The organism is Lactobacillus sp. A27 (genome assembly GCF_016742815.1).
GTDB lineage: Bacteria > Bacillota > Bacilli > Lactobacillales > Lactobacillaceae > Lactobacillus > Lactobacillus gallinarum.
In genome coordinates this window covers 1-15,506 of the sequence record NZ_JAEHNT010000086.1, presented here as the reverse complement: position 1 = coordinate 15,506, position 15,506 = coordinate 1, and the positions used below count along the sequence as shown (strand labels likewise).

Below are 15,506 nucleotides of genomic sequence, written 5' to 3'. Positions count from 1 at the left end.
CAAAAACTTTTTTAAAGCTCTCGAGCTCTTCGTCATCTCTCAAGACGACTTTATTAATTTACCCTACTTTCTCTTTTTTGGCAAGTTATTTTTTCAACTTTTTTAAATTAAAATTCCATTGCAATGATCTATCTCATGTTGAATAGTTTCTGCAATAAATTCCGAAAAATCTTGCGTTACTTCTTCAAGATTAAGATTCTGATAAGTAACGGTTATATTCTTATAGCGAATTGCCTGACGTTGACCGCTTAAAGATAAGCATCCCTCTTCAGTCGTATACTTACCATTCTTCTTAATAATTTTAGGATTAATCATCACGAAAGGTAAACTTCCAATATAGAAAGCAATAATTCTTTTAGGTCTGCCAATCATATTTGCGGCTAAGCCAGCTGCTTTGCTTCTATTTGCTAAAAGCGTATCACGCAAATCCAGCGCCGTATTCAGATCTTCTTTGCTTGCTAATGTCGATTTTTGACTTAAAAATACTTGATCATGAATGATCTTTTTTACTGCCATAACTTTTCCTTTCCAAATTTATTCAATATAGAATATTAACAAATTATTGCCATTTAACCAAAATAAACTGAAGCATAATATGATTGAAATGTTTTCTTTATTATTTTGAACTTGTATAGGGCAAAGATCGCGCTAAAATGTAAGTTAGACACTTTAAAGGGAGGCCTTCAAAATTTTTAAACAAATACTCACCGGATTAGCAGTTGCCGCTCTATTTTCTACTGCTACACCAACAATTATTTCTTCAAACACAGATAAGGTGCAAGCGAGCAGCTATTCTAGAAGTGCAATGCGTAGCTACGTACGAAACACTCTAGCTCAAAGCAACAGTCGAGGAAGCACAGTTATTATAAAAAATGGTAAACCTCAACAAATCAGCTATGGTTGGGCTTGGTATGGCAAAAGAATAGGCAACGGTAATGATAGCGTAGTCTATCCGACTGCTTCTTTACAAAAAGTAGTGACTGCTGCCATGGTTGTTCAATTAATGAACGAAAAATGGCATACAAGTGAACGTTTTAGTCAAAACACTAAGATCTCACGTTGGTATCCTGAGCTAAAAAACGCCGACAATATTACACTAGGTCAACTAATGACCCACACTTCCGGAATTAACGCTGTAAATACGGAAGCTGATCGCGGGACCGACTATTCAGAAGATGATGCAGTTAAATGGGCAATTGATAATGCTAATTCCACTGATTCAGGTACTCCTGGCACTTATTTCTACAACAATACAAATTACATCCTATTAGCAGGTATTATCAAAAAAGTTAGTGGTCAATCATATGAAACTAATTTTAATAATCGTATTGTTAACAAATTAGGATTAGCAAATACCTATCTTTACCAAAATATTCCTAGCTGGAAAACTGATCCCATCTCATACATTTGGAATGTCAAAAATTATCAAGATCCTGAATATATAACTAAAACACAGGCTTCCCAACTTGTAGGTGCGGCCAACATGTTTACTACCCCAATGGATTATTACAAAATTCAAGTTGGCCTATCCAATGGTGCAATTTTAAATAAATCAGACTTCTATTACCTTACTCACTTAAGAAGCAGGGTTAATAACTATTCCGGTGGTATTTATCTTGATAACAACGACACCATAAAATCGGCATACGGAAATCTTGGTGGTACCCACTTTGGTATTTGGTTCCAAATGACGACTGATAATCGCAATGGTTTAATTATGTTCCTAAATCAAACTGCGGGTGACGAAAATGCTCAAAAACAAGTCGGATATCAAATTTTGAATCATATTAAACCATATACATTTATCGCAGGATAAAACAAAAAGACTTTTCCTAAAATTTGGAAAAGTCTTTTTTATTATTCAAATAAAAGTTCTGACATACTCGTTTTTAACGGCCGCTTCAACAATAAATTCATCCCTACGGCAGGCTTCTTTTTTGGTCCTAATAATTCTTCCTTAACCGAATCAGATTGAATTTGTGCCTCACCTAAATAGAAGAACTGCTTGCCATCGGCATCGCTTCTTTTAACAAAAACATGGATATGCATGTCTGGTGTCTTCAACAATCGCTGCACTTCTTCTGAATCCAAATGTCGTGGCACTCTTGTATACCAACGTAAGCTACGTCCATTTTCTAAAGTATTGTGATATAAAGCATTCCGCTTTTCTTGATCATCTTTTCGATAAGTAATAAAAATCGGCGTATCATGATCACCTACACGATAACCATACATCGGTGCAGAAACATCCCGAGGCCAATTCAATAATCTGCAAGCATCTTTTCGATCATATTGTTGGTATAAAGTAAATTGCTTTTGCTGGTCATAATTAGTACTTAATAGCAAACCTGTTTCAATTGCATCTTTAAACAGATCTTTGAACCATTTATTTTGAGTTAAAGCATTTAATAATTCCTGATTTAATTCATAATCAAACAAACTGCTATGAACTACCACGGGTTGATCACCATATTGCGCCTTCTTAGTAGTTTTACCTTGCTTAACATCAAAAAAATCAAGCGATAATATATCGTCTATCGAATTCAAAACTGCTTTATTTACATAGATTTCCTTTTTGCGTAATTCTGAGACAAAGTCTTCCTGGTTGACCTGTTTCTGCTTCAATAGCATCTGCAACAAAATTAGTTCATGAGCGCGATTGCCATTCAAAAGCTCTTTAGTTAAAAAACTTAGAACTGCATTTTCATAATTATTTAGCTTTACTGCTTCACCCATTTTAATTAAAAATGCGGCGTAATTATCAAGTCCGCGATTATTAGCAAAAACCATTGGCGAAACTGAACCATATTGAGCAAAATCATGCAATAAAGGAATGCGACCCAATTTATTCTTCAAGCTTTGATAACTCTGCCGCAATTCCCGTATATTGTCTAACTTTATTTGATCTAGTGAAGCTAAAATCTTTTCAGATGCAACTTTACTAAAGTTAATCGTAGAAACATCAATAAAGTGAGGTAACCGCGCCTCTCTTTTGGCTTGATCCTTATCGCGACTTGTATCGTGATTAAGGGCAATTGGAATCATGTAATTATTCTTATAATTACCGATAAAATCCAGAACTGTCACGAATTCTTTACCAGGATATTTTCTTAATCCTCGACCTAATTGCTGGATAAAAACAATACTTGATTCAGTATTGCGCAGCATAATGATTTGGTTCAAAGCAGGAATATCAATCCCCTCGTTAAATAAATCTACTGCCACGATATATTCAATTTCACCAGCAACTAATTTTTGCACAATTTTATTACGGGTACTTTCGCTGTCTTCATTGGTTAAAGCGACAGCAGGATGGTCTTTCTCTGAGAAAAGGTCAGCTAATTCGCGTGCTTCCTCTTTTCTACTGCAAAAAACGAGTCCCTTGGCTTGATCGCCACAATAGCCATAATAATCAATTTCTTTCAAAACATAATTTACGCGATCTTCTGATACTAAATAGCGTAAATCAGTTGTTTCATCAATTGATTGGCCGTTTAACTCATAATCTTGTACACCGACATAATGAAATGGCGTCAGCATCTTATCTTCTAATGCATCCCGCAACCGAATATCGTAGGCCAAATTATAATCGAAAATTTGATACACATTTTGTTCATCGGTTCGTTCAGGCGTAGCCGTCATACCTAATAAAAATTGCGGCTTAAAATACTGCAAAATCTTTTGATAGCTTGGTGCAGCTGCTCTATGCGCTTCGTCGATTAAAATATAATCGAATTCATTTGGATCAAAGCTTTTTAGCATATCCGGTTGAGATAAAGTTTGAATCGTCGCAAATAAATATTTTTTATTCTTATCATGCTTATTTCCACTGAGCAAGCCATAATCCTGCTTTTTTCCACCAATTACATGATAAAAACTTGCAAGCGACTTTTTAGCGATTTGCTCGCGGTGCACAACATATAAAAATCTTTTCGGTTTAAAATCCTTAACCGCAAAAGCACCTAAATACGTTTTCCCTGTACCTGTCGCCGAAACAACGAGGCCTCTTTTTTCGCCATTATCTACTAGGCCCTGTAAATTTCTGAGCGCTGCTTGCTGCATCTTATTAGGGACAATTTTTGTTTTTGATTTGGTTAGATGCGCAACCGGTGCGGGCTGCCAGTTATTCTTATAATCAGCTAGCCATTGAGCGCTAAGATCAAAACTACTATCTTCCAATCTAGAAATTTTCTGCGCTAATTGTTTAGTTAAATCGGCTTGATTGCGCGAGCTAGCTTTTAATGCCCATTCATAATTGCTAAGCATGGCTGAACGGGTAAAATTAGCACTACCAATTACAAGAGTTTGATAATCTTCGTGTTCAAATAAATAGCCCTTAACATGAAAACCCGACTCATCCGCAATTTTCACTTTTAAGTTAGGAATTTTTGCCAACTCTTCAAATACGCGTGGATTATTGAAATTTAAATAATTGCTAGTAATTATTGTTCCGCCCACGCCTTTAGCTGCTAAATCAGCTAAAACGACTTTTAATGGTACGAGCATATCCTGCGTAATAAAGGCTACAGCCCAAGTAAAACTTTGACAGTGATATAATTCCTCTCGCAAAGTTAGCCATATTTTTTCATCTTGCTCATTCGCTAAAAGTTTGGGGCTAAAAAAATTATTCCCTAAAATCTTTTCATCATAAAAACCATTTAAGATTGCATCCCGCATCACATTCGACATTCTTTCACCTCATTTGGTCTAATTCTACTAAAAAAGCATCCGTTTTTTAAAACGAATGCTTTTCATTTATTGTTTTTGCCATTTTTCATGCCAGTGATAAAGAACTAACGGCAAAATTGAAACGATCGCGCACATGCCAATTAATGTCCAGACATAGATTCCACGTAATCCTGCTGCAGTTCCTTGAGCAGGTACAAAAGTAACAAAGAATGCGACAACTGTGATAATCAAAGCCAAAATTGCAATTGCAATACTCAATTTTGGATTCTTGCTCATGTAGTACATGCGGTGATAATCTTCATGTTTTTTCTTCAAAACCATGTAGGCTATTAACATGATCATATATACCATCAAATATTGTGCTGTTGTTGCGGCTAATGAAACATTAAACGCAAAGTCAGCATCGGTACCACTGGTAAAGGTAATCAACAATGCTGAAATAGTAACGATTGCTGATTGCAAAATCATAATTCTAATTGGAACGCCATGCTTAGTTGTTTTAGCGAAAAACTTAGGCATGTAGCCTTCTTTAGCAGCTTCGTACATTCCCTGGTTAGGACCAGCGATCCAGTTACCAAGCTCGCCGATAATACCACAAGCTAGCATTACGCCAACAATCTTTTGCAATAAATCTCCTGGCAATCCGATAGAAGTCAACAGTTTACCATAGGTATAAACGAAACCTGTGCTGTTTTGGATTTCACTTTTAGGAACAGTCATTCCAATTGCCATACTTCCCAAAAGGTCAAAGCAAATTGCAGTTGCAGCCAGAGCCAACATTACTTTTGAATAAGATTTTGGATGGTCTAAGTTCTTAACGTGTGGTGCAGAAGCTTCTCCCCCACAGAAGGCAAGCATAAATGGTACAAAAGCTACTAATGTAGTGCCATTTAAATGATGTGGAACTATCGTATGCCAATTAATCACCATATGAACTGGATGACCTTGTGCCAAGTATACAAAGAATGAAATAATCAATAAAATTACCGGAAGCGCAATCCCTAAAATGAATAGCCATTCCGCAATTCGTCCGATTTTTCTAATCCCAATAACTTGAATTGCGGTTGCACCCCATAAAATGATCATCATTAAGATAAAACGCACAATTGGCGTGGTGTTAAACCAAGGAGTTCCAAAAGCAATCGACAATGCACCAATAATCACGTACATCATCGTGTCCATCCCCACAGTAATGTGAATCCATTGGTAAAACATTGCGGTCCAACCCATTTTGTCTCCTAAAGAGCCTTTAACCCAGGTAAAGATGCCGCCTTTTTCCCAACCATCAATTGAAGCCATTTCACCGGCCATTTGAGTAATTGGAATAAACCATGCAATTCCAGCAATCAATAGATAAAATAATGCCGTAGCACCAGTTTTACCAAATGGGGCTAGTTCGTCCACGGAAATAACCATCGAACTAGTCATTGCAAAAAGCTTAAAAGCTGTTAGACGATTGTACTTTAGATCTTGCTCTAAAGCCCAATCTTCTTTCTCGTTATTCAAAAAAATTCAACCCTTATTTTAATTTAAAATTCATTATACTAGTATTTTCGGTAATTTAAAGATTTATTTCTAGCAAAATTGGACAGTGGTCTGCACGTTTGCCCGTATCAATCATCTCTGAGCGAACTACTTTATCCGCAATTCGGTTGCTTACTAACCAGTAATCAATTCTCCAGCCTGAGTTATTAGCTTTGGCCGTTCTAACTCTTTGAGCCCACCAAGAATAAACTCCTTCAACGTTGCCATTAACTTTTCTAAATGTATCGGTAAAACCAGCATCGAGTAAATTAGTAAAATCTGCTCTTTCTTCATCAGTAAAGCCGGCAGAATGATGATTATTTTCGGGATGCTTCAAGTCAATTTCGGTGTGAGCACAGTTATAGTCCCCACTTGCTAAAACCGGCTTTTCTTCATTTAACTTTTTCAAATATTCAATATATTTTTGATCCCAGATTTGACGATCAGCTAAACGTTTTAAGCCATTACCTGAATTTGGCGTATAAACTTGAGTAACAAAATATTTATCAAATTCTAAAGTGATTATTCGTCCTTCTTCATCCATTGGTTCAGGTGCACCAATTGCTGGTTTAGAAACTGCTGGAGTTAATCCCTTTTTGTACAAATACATTGTTCCTGCATAGCCTTTTCGAGCGGGCTCTTCAGATGAACGCCAAACATAATCGTATTCTGGAAACTTTTCTGCTAATGCAGCTTGGTGCTTTTTAGTTGGGCCAGTTGCGCGCAGTTTAGTTTCTTGAATTGCAATAATATCTGGATTTAAAGCATGAATCTTATCTAAAACTTCACGCGTCTCTTCTGCTCTAGCTGAAATTCCAGTTAATGCCGCATTCAATGAATCAATATTCCATGAAATTAAAATCATTATTTTTCCCCTTTAAAAATATTTCAAAACTAATTATAGCCAAAAAAAGAAAAAGGATTAGCTTAGATGACTTTTCTAAACTAATCCTTTTAAGGGAGTTGTGTTGAATGAGAATAACGAGATTTTTTACATTAGCCTACTCATCACTAATGTTGCGAAAATGATTTATCAAGATTAACAAAACGTTCAACGCTAGAGATACTGCAGGGGAGCCTGATTCCTCACTTTCGCAAAAAGGGAATGGACTTTTTATCAATCTTCACTTTTATGGTTGCACAGGGGACAACCAGTAAAAGCAATACCCAATGTATGAATCAATATATGTCCAATAGGATGTATTAATAAGGAATTAGAAGATTTGTTACCTTCTTGCAACTTATCTCTATATTTGTTGCGTTGTATTTTTGTTATGAGTATATAATATCAGCAGGCTGACATAGCGTCACTATTTATTTTTTCTCTTAATAAATTCTTTAGAAATTGCTCAAAATATAATCAACTTCTCCTCCATATTCTTCACCAAATAAATCTAAATGCATGCAAAGATAATAGAAGCGATACCAGTTAAGACGCCGTTCTAGGTCTGGTTTTAAAGGATAAACTTCATTGTATGCTGCATAAAATTCATCATTGAAGCCGCCGAAAACTGTCGTCATCGCTAAATCAAATTCACGATCTGCATACACGGCATCTGGATCAATTAGATAGGGCTTTTCTTTTGCAAACATCACGTTGCCCCACCACAAGTCGCCATGACACAAGCTGGGCTGAACTTCATTTTTTGCATAATAATCTTTAAAAGCAGCTACCATTTTTTGAAAATGTTTTTCACGATAATCATTCCAGCGACCCACTTTTTTGGCATATTCAACTTCGGGCGTCAAGCGTTGATTAACGTAAAAATCTATCCAACTGGAATTCCAATGATTGTCTTTTTTCAAAATTCGAGTTCGATAAGTATCGCCAAAACCAAATTGCTCATGATGATACTGATGCATTTTTGCAACCATTTTTCCGAGATCAGCTTGATTGCCGCTGGTCCTGTCCAGCCAGTTTAAAAGTAAATATGCATCCCCTTCAATTTGACCACTAGTTAAAACTTGTAAAGTGTTTATCCCAGCTTTAGCCATTTCATTTAGTCCTCTTTTTTCATGATCAAAAAAGGAAGCAGGCTTCTTCGGCTGCACCTTCATGAAATAAGTTTTACTAGCAGTTTTAATTCTAAAAGCTTCATTCATGTCGCCGCCATGCACAGATTCACACGAAATAATTTTCTCTATTGGCAATTGACTAAGCCATTTTTGATTTAACTTCATGATTATTTACCTCTTCTTTCATTATAGATTTTTCTCAAAAAAATTAGATCTTTTGTGTTTTGTTGAGCAAAGTGAAGTGTATAATGAGGAATGGTCATACTAATAAATTTTACGGAGGTTGAATTTATGACAAAGATTTTTGCTTACGCTATTCGTAAAGACGAAGAACCATTCTTGAACGAATGGAAGGAAGCTCACAAAGATATCGATGTTGATTACACTGATAAGCTTTTGACTCCTGAAACTGCAAAGCTTGCTAAGGGTGCAGATGGTGTTGTTGTTTACCAACAATTAGACTACACTGCAGATACTCTTCAAGCTTTGGCAGATGCTGGCGTAACTAAGATGTCATTACGTAACGTTGGTGTCGACAACATTGACATGGACAAGGCTAAAGAACTTGGCTTTGAAATTACTAATGTTCCAGTTTACTCACCAGACGCTATTGCTGAACATGCTGCTATTCAAGCTGCACGTGTATTACGTCAAGACAAGCGCATGGACGAAAAGATGGCTAAACGTGATTTGCGTTGGGCACCAACTATCGGCCGTGAAGTTCGTGACCAAGTTGTCGGTGTTGTTGGTACTGGTCACATTGGTCAAGTATTTATGAGAATTATGGAAGGTTTCGGCGCAAAGGTTATTGCTTACGATATCTTCAAGAACCCAGAACTTGAAAAGAAGGGTTACTACGTTGACTCACTTGACGATTTGTACAAGCAAGCTGATGTAATTTCACTTCACGTACCAGATGTACCAGCTAACGTTCACATGATCAACGACAAGTCAATCGCAGAAATGAAAGACGGCGTTGTAATTGTAAACTGCTCACGTGGTCCACTTGTTGACACTGATGCTGTAATTCGTGGTTTGGACTCAGGCAAGATCTTCGGCTTCGTTATGGATACTTACGAAGGCGAAGTTGGTGTATTTAACAAGGATTGGGAAGGTAAAGAATTCCCAGACAAGCGTTTGGCAGACTTAATTGATCGTCCAAACGTATTGGTAACTCCACACACTGCCTTCTACACCACTCACGCTGTACGCAACATGGTTGTTAAGGCATTTGACAACAACTTGAAGTTAATCAACGGCGAAAAGCCAGATTCTCCAGTTGCTTTAGACAAGAATAAGTTCTAAAAATAAATTAGAATTAATAAAAAATCTCAGCTCAATTGGGCTGAGATTTTTTTGTACTTATAAATTGTCATTGTAGCTATCAGGTACGTCATCAGCGGGACTAGCTACAGATTTCAAAGTAAAGTTTTGTCCATCATAATTCAAAACAACGATGCCGCAATTGTGATAATGCAATTTGCCTAAGGGATGCAGGCTGTTCAATGCTTTTCTTAAAAAGTTCATCAAAGCCCCACCATGTGAGACAATTAACACATTTTTACCATCTGGAATATCATTTAACAATCTACGAATTGTTTTATCCATTCGCTCACTTACTTCGTCTTGAGTTTCACCGCCAAATTGTTTAAAGAAATCTCCGTAAGGCGGTTTAGGATTCAAACTTTCATCATGAGCTTCGTAGCGACCAAAGGCATACTCTTTTAATCCCTTATCGCGCTTGAATGGCATCTTGTGTTCCGTTATAATTTCCAACGTATCACTCGCTCTTTCAGAGCTTGAAGAAAAGGCATAATCAAAGTGCACGTGTTTTTCTTTTAAATAATCACGTGTAGCTTCTGCTTGTGCAATTCCTAACGGGGTTAGTGGAGAATCACATCTACCTTGAATTTTATGGAAATAATTGAAGAAAGTTTGTCCGTGACGAACTAAATATACTGTGATCATCGTTTTCTCCTAGAGGTTAAAAATGAAAATACTAAAACGAATTGGGATCGGTTTGCTCAGCTTAATCGGTATTTTACTTGTAGTGATTATCGGTTATGTTGGCTACATGCAAATGCACTATTACCGCATCCCTGACAACCGCAAATTAACAGTAAAAAACAATCAGGCTAAAAAGCTAAGTTTGTATCATCCATATTCTATTATCACTTATAATGTCAGCTTTGGTGCATATAATCACAATTTTGACTTTTTCATGGACAAAGGTGAACTTAAGAACGGCAAAAAACGCAAGGTACCCGCGGTACCGCGTTTTCTAAGCAATCTGTTCTTGATTCGACTGATGGTGTTATTAAGACCATGAAAAAACAGAATCCTGACTTTATGCTCTTTTAAGAAATCGATACTCACTCAACACGTAGTCACTACGTCAATCAAGTCAATTTAGTTGAACATGCTTTTGCCAACAACTTTCATTCAGCTTATCTTGCCTGGCCACTTTATGACCCACACGGCAGCGTTCAATCAGGCTTGCTCAGCATGAGTAAATATCACATGCAAAGTGCAATCAGAAGAAAGTTTCCTGTTTCGTCCGCATTCATTTCTAAATTCACGGATCTTGATCGTTGCTTCACAGTTATGCATTACCCTATCAAAGGCGGAAAAGAATTAATCGTCATCAACAGCCACATGTCAGCCTATGACAAGGGTGGTAAAATACGGTCGGCGATGGTTTTATTATTTCGAAAAATATTAAGGCCAAGACTACCGACATCAATACTGATTATCGCTACTCCGATCACAATCCAATAAGATTGGAATTTAATTTAAGATAAAACTAAAAAGCCGTAAAAACGGCTTTTTTATTTTTATTCAACATCCAAATATTTAGCCAATACTTTAAGTACACCATTTTCATCATTTGATGGTGCTTCGTATTTAGCAACAGCTTTGGCTTTTTCATTGGCATTTGCCATGGCATAACTATAACCACAAGCCTTAAGCATGCCAATATCATTTTCACCATCACCAAAGGCAATTAAATCTTTTTGATCAATATGATAGTACTTAAGCATATCAGCTACACCTTTAGCTTTGTTGATGCCTTTGTGTACCAAATCGATCGTCATATTGCCGCTGCTAGTGCCGCGAACGTAATCGCCATACTTTTCATTGAAACGATCTTGAATAATCGTAGCCAATTCATCATCGGCAGTCAGACAAACCTTCAAAATAGCATCGCTTGGATCGATATCAGTAAATTTATCGATTTCTTCTACCTTACGATAATAAATTCGAATATCGTCTTTAGTTGCCTTATCCATGCTCTTCAAGATGTAACAATGATGTTCTGCACTAACCATGATAATTGCTTCTGGATATTCGGTTTGAATAAAGTTGAGTAGTTTTTGAGCAATATCATAGTCAAGCGCAGTTCTTTTGATTACTTTGCCATCTGCCTCTAAGATCGCACCATTTTCAGAAACATAATCGATCCCAGTAGTAAATTCTTCAAAATATTCATGTGAACGAATTAATTGATTACCCGTTGCTGAAATAAATGGAATGTTATTTGCTTGTAATTTTTTTAGGATTTTGCCAAATAGTTCGTGATCAAAAGTCTTTTTTTCTGTTAAAAATGTTCCGTCCATATCAACTGCTACGGCTTTAAAAGGAATTGTAGTCATTAATATCAACCTTTCTATCATAGTTTTATCTTACTATGTAAGCGGTTGTCTTTCATTATTTACAGGGCAAAATGAAATTTCTTTCACAGGTAATCATATATTTCAGTTTACGCAAGAATTTTTCTCTAATCTAATGGGTAACTATAAGGATAATGTGCGGTCTGCGGCACTTGATCCCAGGTTACTGTATGCCCTGCTCCATGAGAACAAAATACAGAGTTTGGTGTATTTTCTAAATCAGACATAGGATCATAATCTTTCGCTGCAATTATTTCATCCGCATTATGACATGGCAAATATCCTTTGACTACGCATTCAAATATTCCCTGACCATGAGTATAGCTACGCACTTCAGTCGCATAATCTCGCATCTCACTAACTGATGCAGATCCATTAATAATCGTTCGATTTCCATTATTTTCAGGCGTATCGAACTTACCATGCATCCGCTGAATATCATTCAAAGCACGGCCCACTTGATCCTGCTCAACCTCTAAATGAAAATCATACCAAGGCTCAAGCAGCTGCAGCTCATTTCTAACTTTCAACTCCATCAAACCCTGACGAATGGCGCGATACGTTGCCTCTCTAAAGTCACCACCGACTGAGTGCACTAGACTGCCCTTCCCACCGATCAAGGTAATTTTCATATCTGTAATTGGCGAGCCGGTTAAAACACCTAAATGTTCCTTAGACTTTAATGCGGTCATGATTTGGTGCTGCCAATTTTTAGTTAGAACTTCCAAATCACACTTATTTTCAAAAATAATGCCACTGTTTTCGGAACCTGGTTCAAGGAGTAGGTGAACTTCCGCGTAATGGCGCAATGGTTCAAAGTGTCCGACAGCTTCGATCGGTTTAGTAATTGTTTCTTTATATAAAATATTGCCTTGTTCAAAGCTGATTGCTAAACTAAATCGCTCCTGCAAAAGCTGCTCTAATATTTCTAACTGGATTTCTCCCATTACTTGGACATGGATCTCTTGTAAATGTTCTGACCAAGTTACATGTAATTGCGGATTTTCATCTTCTAAAACTTTCAACGCCTTTAAACATTCATGAATGTCATGCTCACCAGGATTTACCCGATATGTCAAAACAGGCTTAAAGAACGCGTGCGTATCTGCCGTGCCAATTCCTTCACCGGGATAAGTATCTTTTAGACCAGTAGCTGCTACAACATCCCCGGCCGTTGCTTCAGGCACCACATTGAACTTGGCGCCGTTATAGTTGCGTAATTGGTTGATTTTCTCATCACCCAGCATGCTTTTAGCTTTTAAGCTGCCACCTAAAACCCGCAACCATGATAGACGCTCACCTTTTTGATCATGGGAAATCTTGAAACATCTTGCCTTAAAGTCTGAACCAAATGCCTTTTCTTTTGTCCATTGATCTAAGCCAGCTAAAAATTCAGGAATACAAGTAAGCTTTAATGCTGAACCAAAGAACACAGGGAATACCTGTCTTTGTAAAACCAATTTCTGAATATCAGCCACTTCAATTGCCTGTCCATCTAAATATTTTTCCAGCAAGTCGTCATCAACTGCAGCGATATTTTCATAAAAATCATCATCGATCTTATTAAAATCAATGCATCCCTGATCAAGATTCTCTTGAATATCAGCTAAAACCTGCTTGAGATCAATACCCGCAATATCAGTTTTATTAACAAAAATAAAGGTCGGCACGTTATAACGCTGGAGCAGTCGCCATAACGCCTTAGTGTAACTAACTACACCATCTGTAGCTGAGACCACTAAGATGGCATAATCTAGTACGCCAAGCGTCTCCTCAGTCTGCGCCGCAAAGTCAACGTGCCCTGGGGTATCCAATAAAGTAACATCTAAATCTTTAGTCGTCAGTTTAGCAGCATGTAAAAAAATCGTAATGCCGCGCTTTTTCTCAAGCGAATTAGTATCTAAAAACGCATCTCCATTATCTACTCGGCCCAAATTGCGCAAGTTTCCTGCTGTATAAAGCAGAGCCTCTGATAACGTAGTTTTACCCGCGTCAACGTGAGCTAATATTCCCATTGTAATTTTCTTCATTTTTTCACCTTAAACAAAAAAGCCCTGCAATAGCAGAGCCACACGTCGACGTACAGTAACCAGCTGTATACACGTCAATTTATAATCTTTAATTTCGTCGTACCTCCAAAGTACGTGAAAAAACTGCTTAAGTTTCTTTTAGATCTTCTAAAGAACTACTTTAAGTAGCAAAACTGGTCGTCCTCTGGGCGGCTTTTTTAATTAATTTCATTAAAAATCAACTTGATCAGGATCGTTAGCCAACTTGCTTGCTCCACGCAAATCATCTAACTTGGCCATGTCTTCTGGACTAATTTCAAAATCAAATACATCTGCATTAGCTGCAATATATTTAGGGTGAACTGACTTAGGCAATGGCAAAAATCCATGTTGCAGCGACCAACGAATTAACACTTGGGCTGGAGACTTACCATAATGTTCAGCAACTTCACCTACTGTTTCATTACCAAGCAAACCACCTGTACCTAATGGACTGTAAGCTTCATTAAGCATATTGTATTCCTTGCTTGCTGCAGTAACTTCCGGTTGCAAATCGCTTGGGTTCAAGTAGTTCTGGTTAACAACTGGCTTAATTTCTGCTGTCTTCATCAATTCATCCAAGTGATGCTTTCTAAAGTTAGACACACCAATTGCACGAATCTTACCAGCTTGGACAGCTTCTTCCATCGCTTGCCAGCTTTCGGCATTTAACTCTGCCCAATGATCACGCATGTTAGCAGGATTTGGCCAATGAATTAAATACATATCTAAGTAATCCAGACCAAGCTTTTCTAAACTAGTGTCGATTGCTTTCTTTGTCTTGTCATAGCCGTGATCCGCGTTCCACAACTTAGTAGTAACAAATAAATCATGACGATTAACGCCGCTCTTCTTAATTGCTTCGCCAACACTTTCTTCATTGCCATAAGCTGCAGCGGTATCAATATGACGGTAACCAGCGTTCAATGCGGCTAAAACTGATTCCTTGGCTACTTCACCACTTGGAGTTTGCCAAGTACCGAAGCCGATTACGGGAATCTTAACGCCATTGTTCAAAATATAAGTATCTATAATTGAATGTAATTCCATATATGTTTTTCCTTAATTTTTTCTAAAAAAGTTTGCTTTCAAGCTAATCTTATCTGTCTATAACTACTCACATGATAATCTTAAACTAAATAATCAATGTGAGGTGAATAATATGCCTGAAAAATCTTTCTTAATTTTGAAAAGCAACTTAACTGCTTCCGATATTAAACAATTAACCAGCCAATGGGATTTAGATTCTGCTATTTTTGCTAATTTATTTAGTCAGCTTGATCATATCAACCAAAAACTAAATGCTGTCAAAAGAAAAATAGATTACTTAGATTCCGTTGCACGTGAAACAACTAAAACTAAAGAACTTAAAAAAGTTACTGACTTAACTAGAGAACTAGTCTACCTCAAACACACATTAGATGATCAAACAGAAAGCTTACGCTCTTTTGGTGAATATCCAAAAAAGAATCAACTTGTAGTGACCCGCATTTTTCGGACACTTTATTGATATTATGCGACTAAGGACTTATTCCGATATTCTATCGGAGTAAGTTCT

General features: G+C 37.1%; 13 protein-coding genes. 4 read left to right on the top strand and 9 right to left on the bottom strand.

Features of this window, described 5'->3' with window-relative positions:
* Positions 1-102 precede the first annotated feature (102 nt).
* Entirely contained in the window at positions 103-516 is a 414-nt protein-coding gene (locus JEM49_RS09200) for a peptide deformylase (RefSeq protein ID WP_201874740.1), read from the bottom strand.
* 289 nt (positions 517-805) lie between these two features.
* Here JEM49_RS09200 and JEM49_RS09195 point away from each other — a divergent pair, with 289 nt between their 5' ends.
* Positions 806-1,816, top strand: coding sequence for a serine hydrolase domain-containing protein (locus JEM49_RS09195; protein WP_162607015.1), 1,011 nt, complete (start codon positions 806-808; stop codon positions 1,814-1,816).
* A gap of 41 nt (positions 1,817-1,857) precedes the next feature.
* Here the strand turns inward: JEM49_RS09195 and JEM49_RS09190 are convergent, their stop codons facing one another.
* The 4 genes from JEM49_RS09190 to JEM49_RS09175 all read right to left on the bottom strand — a co-directional run bounded on the left by JEM49_RS09190 (position 1,858) and on the right by JEM49_RS09175 (position 8,394).
* On the bottom strand, positions 1,858-4,689 hold the full coding sequence (locus JEM49_RS09190) for a DUF3427 domain-containing protein (RefSeq protein ID WP_201874738.1): 2,832 nt from the start codon (positions 4,687-4,689) through the stop codon (positions 1,858-1,860).
* Between the two features lie 66 nt (positions 4,690-4,755).
* Positions 4,756-6,195, bottom strand: a complete 1,440-nt coding sequence (locus JEM49_RS09185) for an amino acid permease (protein WP_201874736.1) — start codon at positions 6,193-6,195, stop codon at positions 4,756-4,758.
* A 55-nt stretch (positions 6,196-6,250) separates the two neighbouring features.
* A complete protein-coding gene (locus JEM49_RS09180; RefSeq protein WP_056945536.1) occupies positions 6,251-7,078 on the bottom strand; it encodes an exodeoxyribonuclease III in 828 nt (275 codons plus the stop codon).
* A gap of 473 nt (positions 7,079-7,551) precedes the next feature.
* The gene (locus JEM49_RS09175; protein ID WP_201874734.1) at positions 7,552-8,394 is read right to left on the bottom strand and encodes a fructosamine kinase family protein; all 843 of its coding nucleotides are present in this window, start codon (positions 8,392-8,394) and stop codon (positions 7,552-7,554) included.
* A 126-nt stretch (positions 8,395-8,520) separates the two neighbouring features.
* Between JEM49_RS09175 and JEM49_RS09170 the strand changes: the two genes are divergently transcribed.
* The gene (locus tag JEM49_RS09170) at positions 8,521-9,534 is read left to right on the top strand and encodes a D-2-hydroxyacid dehydrogenase (protein WP_025006113.1); all 1,014 of its coding nucleotides are present in this window, start codon (positions 8,521-8,523) and stop codon (positions 9,532-9,534) included.
* A gap of 57 nt (positions 9,535-9,591) precedes the next feature.
* On the opposite strand, the gene JEM49_RS09165 is transcribed toward JEM49_RS09170, so the two are convergent.
* Entirely contained in the window at positions 9,592-10,197 is a 606-nt protein-coding gene (locus tag JEM49_RS09165) for a histidine phosphatase family protein (RefSeq protein ID WP_087236204.1), read from the bottom strand.
* Positions 10,198-10,219: 22 nt separating this feature from the next.
* Between JEM49_RS09165 and JEM49_RS10815 the strand changes: the two genes are divergently transcribed.
* A complete protein-coding gene (locus JEM49_RS10815; protein ID WP_025006115.1) occupies positions 10,220-10,558 on the top strand; it encodes a hypothetical protein in 339 nt (112 codons plus the stop codon).
* A 505-nt stretch (positions 10,559-11,063) separates the two neighbouring features.
* On the opposite strand, the gene JEM49_RS09155 is transcribed toward JEM49_RS10815, so the two are convergent.
* The 3 genes from JEM49_RS09155 to JEM49_RS09145 form a co-directional block, all read right to left on the bottom strand.
* Complete coding sequence (locus JEM49_RS09155; protein ID WP_201874732.1) at positions 11,064-11,882, bottom strand: Cof-type HAD-IIB family hydrolase; 819 nt, start codon at positions 11,880-11,882, stop codon at positions 11,064-11,066.
* Positions 11,883-12,007: 125 nt separating this feature from the next.
* A complete protein-coding gene (locus tag JEM49_RS09150; protein WP_201874730.1) occupies positions 12,008-13,930 on the bottom strand; it encodes a GTP-binding protein in 1,923 nt (640 codons plus the stop codon).
* Between the two features lie 210 nt (positions 13,931-14,140).
* The gene (locus JEM49_RS09145; protein ID WP_191335563.1) at positions 14,141-14,998 is read right to left on the bottom strand and encodes an aldo/keto reductase; all 858 of its coding nucleotides are present in this window, start codon (positions 14,996-14,998) and stop codon (positions 14,141-14,143) included.
* A gap of 112 nt (positions 14,999-15,110) precedes the next feature.
* Between JEM49_RS09145 and JEM49_RS09140 the strand changes: the two genes are divergently transcribed.
* On the top strand, positions 15,111-15,458 hold the full coding sequence (locus JEM49_RS09140) for a CorA family divalent cation transporter (protein ID WP_201874728.1): 348 nt from the start codon (positions 15,111-15,113) through the stop codon (positions 15,456-15,458).
* Positions 15,459-15,506 lie beyond the last annotated feature (48 nt).

Coding starts and splice junctions, on each gene's coding strand:
- JEM49_RS09200 (WP_201874740.1), bottom strand. CDS start 516: ATGGCAGTAAAAAAGATCATTCATGATCAAGTATTTTTAAGTCAAAAA.
- JEM49_RS09195 (WP_162607015.1), top strand. CDS start 806: ATGCGTAGCTACGTACGAAACACTCTAGCTCAAAGCAACAGTCGAGGA.
- JEM49_RS09190 (WP_201874738.1), bottom strand. CDS start 4,689: ATGTCGAATGTGATGCGGGATGCAATCTTAAATGGTTTTTATGATGAA.
- JEM49_RS09180 (WP_056945536.1), bottom strand. CDS start 7,078: ATGATTTTAATTTCATGGAATATTGATTCATTGAATGCGGCATTAACT.
- JEM49_RS09175 (WP_201874734.1), bottom strand. CDS start 8,394: ATGAAGTTAAATCAAAAATGGCTTAGTCAATTGCCAATAGAGAAAATT.
- JEM49_RS09170 (WP_025006113.1), top strand. CDS start 8,521: ATGACAAAGATTTTTGCTTACGCTATTCGTAAAGACGAAGAACCATTC.
- JEM49_RS09165 (WP_087236204.1), bottom strand. CDS start 10,197: ATGATCACAGTATATTTAGTTCGTCACGGACAAACTTTCTTCAATTAT.
- JEM49_RS10815 (WP_025006115.1), top strand. CDS start 10,220: ATGAAAATACTAAAACGAATTGGGATCGGTTTGCTCAGCTTAATCGGT.
- JEM49_RS09155 (WP_201874732.1), bottom strand. CDS start 11,882: ATGACTACAATTCCTTTTAAAGCCGTAGCAGTTGATATGGACGGAACA.
- JEM49_RS09150 (WP_201874730.1), bottom strand. CDS start 13,930: ATGAAGAAAATTACAATGGGAATATTAGCTCACGTTGACGCGGGTAAA.
- JEM49_RS09145 (WP_191335563.1), bottom strand. CDS start 14,998: ATGGAATTACATTCAATTATAGATACTTATATTTTGAACAATGGCGTT.
- JEM49_RS09140 (WP_201874728.1), top strand. CDS start 15,111: ATGCCTGAAAAATCTTTCTTAATTTTGAAAAGCAACTTAACTGCTTCC.